This is a genomic window from Mycobacterium sp. (assembly GCF_019243155.1).
Classification (GTDB): domain Bacteria; phylum Actinomycetota; class Actinomycetes; order Mycobacteriales; family Mycobacteriaceae; genus Mycobacterium.
Genome location: NZ_JAFAUS010000175.1, coordinates 1 through 3,417, shown reverse-complemented (window position 1 = coordinate 3,417; position 3,417 = coordinate 1). Strand labels below are relative to the sequence as shown.

The following is a 3,417-nucleotide window of genomic DNA, read 5'->3' as shown; positions in this document are numbered from 1 at the left end:
GCCACGACGACGCGCTCGCGCGCCTCCCACATGTCGGTGATCTTGTTTTCGGCGCGATATTTCACCAGCGCCGTGTCGACCTGGTCGGCCAACCACAGCAGTGCCAATTCCCTTAGCGCAGTGAGGTTGCCGCGGCGGAAGTAATTGGACAGCGCCGCGTCGATGCGTTCTGGCGCATAGACGTTTCCGTGTGAAAGCCTGCGGCGCAATGCTTCTGGTGTGATGTCGATCAGCTCGACTTGCGCCGCCTGCCGGACGATGGAATCCGGAATCGTCTCTTTCTGTTCGATGCCGGTGATTTGGGCGACGACGTCGTTGAGGCTTTCCAGATGCTGGACGTTGACGGTGGAGATCACCGTGATCCCGGCATCGAGCAGCTCCTCGACATCCTGCCATCGTTTGGCGTTCTTGCTGCCCGGCGTGTTGGTGTGCGCGAGCTCGTCGACGAGGACGACTTGCGGGTGGCGCTCGAGGACCGCCGGCACGTCGAGTTCGGCGAATGTGCCGCCGCGATATTCGACGTAGTGCGGCGGAATGAACTCGATGCCCTCAAGCAACTCAGCGGTTTTCGACCTGCCATGGGTCTCGACCACGCCCGCGACCACGTCGGTTCCGCGCTCCAGCCGGCGATGCGCCTCGCCGAGCATCGCGTAGGTCTTGCCGACACCCGGAGCCGCACCAAGGTAGATGCGCAGCTCTCCCCGCTTGGGATGGTGGTCGCGGAGGCTGACGTCGGTCACGTCAACCATCATCCCCCTAACGGGTTAGCTCGAGACCGGGTATTGGTGGTCGAGTTGCATGTTGAGTTGCAGTACGTTGACCGTCGGTTCGCCGAGGAAGCCGAGGTCGCGGCCACTGCGGTACTGAGCCAGGACGGCGCGGATCTGATCCGGGCTGACGTGCCTCGCCTTGGCCACCCTGTTGACCTGAATGTCCGCATACGCTGCGGAGATGTCCGGGTCGAGGCCACTGCCGCTGGCAGTGACGGCGTCGGTCGGTACGGCCGGGTTGGCGGGTGCGGCGCCGCGAATCGGCACGATCTGGCCGATCGAATAGTCGTCGCCGTACTTGGCGCACTCGACCCGTACGCCCTCGAAGAGCGTGAGGAACGGCGTCGGTGTCGTCTGGCACGGTTCGTTGACGCTGACCACCTTGGTGGGATGGATGACGTTTCCGCGCGAGTCGCGCGGGCCGATCACCGAGAGCACCGCCCCGACACCGCCGCCCGTGCAGAACGGACGCGACCCGTCCACACCCTCGAGCTGCCCCACCGCGGAACTCCGCGTGCACACCGTCGTCAGCAGGCTCGGCTTGAAACCCGCGTCCGAGGCGGACTTGCCGGCCGTCAGCTGCGCCGGATCGGCGGCCGTGTCGAGGATGCTTTCCGGGCCGAGGTTGCTCCCGCCCGATGCCGTCGGGTCGTAGCCGTTGCCCGCCGCCGACGGGCGGCTCTGGAAGTACTTCGCAATTGCGTTGCCGTCCTTGTCGGTGAACAGCTGACCGATCAGGCGACTGCCGACCGGCTTTCCGTTGGCCGTGAGGATCGAGCCCTCGGCCTTGTCATGTAGCCCGGGCAGCTGTGCGACAAGCCATATGAACAGCGGATAGGCGAGACCGGTGATCACTGTCAGCACGAGCAGCGCGCGGAAAGCCGCCCAGTGCATGCGAATGAAGCTCGAAAAAATCATGTCAGGACATCCCTGGGACGAATTGGACGATCAGGTCGATGAGCTTGATTCCGATGAACGGGGCGACGATGCCGCCGAGTCCGTAGATGTAGAGGTTGCGGCTCAACAGTTTTGAGGCACTGCTCGGTGTGTAGCGCACCCCGCGAAGCGAGAGCGGGATCAGTGCCACGATGACGAGCGCATTGAAGATGACCGCGGACAGGATCGCCGACTGCGGACTGTGCAGCCGCATGATGTTGATCAGGTCCAGGCCGGGGAACAGCGCGACGAACATCGCCGGGATGATCGCGAAGTACTTCGCGATGTCGTTGGCGATCGAGAAGGTGGTCAGCGCACCCCGAGTGATCAGCAACTGCTTTCCGATCTCCACGATTTCGATCAGCTTGGTGGGGTCGGAGTCGAGGTCGACCATGTTGCCGGCCTCTTTGGCGGCCGACGTGCCGGTGTTCATGGCGACGCCGACGTCGGCCTGAGCCAGGGCGGGCGCGTCGTTGGTGCCGTCGCCGGTCATCGCGACCAGCTTGCCGCCCTCCTGCTCACGCTTGATCAGCGCGAGCTTGTCCTCCGGAGTGGCTTCGGCGAGGAAGTCGTCGACACCGGCCTCGTCGGCAATCGCCTTGGCGGTCAACGGGTTGTCGCCGGTGATCATCACCGTCCGGATGCCCATCTTGCGCATCTCGTCGAATCGCTCCCGCATGCCCTGCTTGACGACGTCCTTGAGGTGGATGACACCCAGCACCGACGCATCACCGTTGAGGTTCTCCCCGACGACCAGCGGCGTCCCGCCGGCGGCGGAGATGCCGTCGACGATCTCGCCGAGCTGGTGGGGAACCTTGCCTCCTTGGCTGCGAACCCATTCGGCGACCGAGTTGGCCGCGCCCTTGCGCAGCAGGTGCCCATCCAGGTCGACACCCGACATCCGGGTGGTGGCGGAGAACTCCACCCAGTGGGCGTGCGAGAGCTCGCCGGGAGTGCGGGCGCGCAGCCCGAAGTGCCGCTTGGCGAAGACGACGATCGAACGACCTTCAGGCGTTTCGTCGGCGAGGCTGGAAAGCTGTGCGGCGTCGGCCAATTGCTCGGAGGTCACTCCGTCCAGGGGGACGAACGCGGCCGCCTGTCGGTTGCCGAGTGTGATGGTGCCCGTCTTGTCGAGCAGCAGCGTGTTGACGTCGCCCGCGGCTTCGACCGCGCGCCCGGACATCGCGAGCACGTTGCGCTGCACCAGCCGGTCCATGCCGGCGATGCCGATGGCCGACAACAGCGCACCGATCGTCGTAGGAATCAAGCACACCAGTAGTGAGACCATCACGATGCCGGTGACACCGTTTGTGTTGAGCGCCTGAGTATCCGGCACGCCGGGGTTGTTGACCTTGGAGTAGATCGCCAGCGGCTGCAGGGTCGCGACGGCGAAGACGAAGATGATCGTCAACGCGGCCAGCAAGATGTTCAGCGCGATCTCGTTGGGGGTTTTCTGCCGGTTGGCACCTTCGACCAACGCAATCATCCGGTCGATGAAGCTCTCCCCGGGCTTCTGGGTGATCTGCACGACGATCTGGTCGCTCAGCACGGTGGTGCCGCCGGTGACCGCCGAACGGTCACCGCCGGATTCGCGGATCACCGGTGCCGACTCACCCGTGATGGCCGATTCGTCCACCGAGGCAATGCCTTCCACCACGTCGCCGTCACCCGGAATCACCTGGCCGGCCTCGACCACGACGATGTCGCCCTG

The 3,417-nt window shown here is 64.8% G+C and carries 2 protein-coding genes and 1 pseudogene; all 3 read right to left on the bottom strand.

Annotated features, from left to right (window positions below; translation table 11 throughout):
* A pseudogene (locus JOZ00_RS08670) lies at window positions 1-752 on the bottom strand (histidine kinase); the annotation flags it as partial.
* Between the two features lie 12 nt (window positions 753-764).
* Entirely contained in the window at window positions 765-1,688 is a 924-nt protein-coding gene (locus JOZ00_RS08665; RefSeq protein ID WP_293342518.1) for a potassium-transporting ATPase subunit C, read from the bottom strand.
* 1 nt (window position 1,689) lies between these two features.
* On the bottom strand, window positions 1,690-3,417 hold a 1,728-nt coding region (gene kdpB / locus JOZ00_RS08660), incomplete at its 5' end, for a potassium-transporting ATPase subunit KdpB (RefSeq protein WP_293342516.1).

Excerpts from the sequence above, each read along its gene's own strand:
- JOZ00_RS08665 (WP_293342518.1), bottom strand. The coding sequence starts at position 1,688 with ATGATTTTTTCGAGCTTCATTCGCATGCACTGGGCGGCTTTCCGCGCG.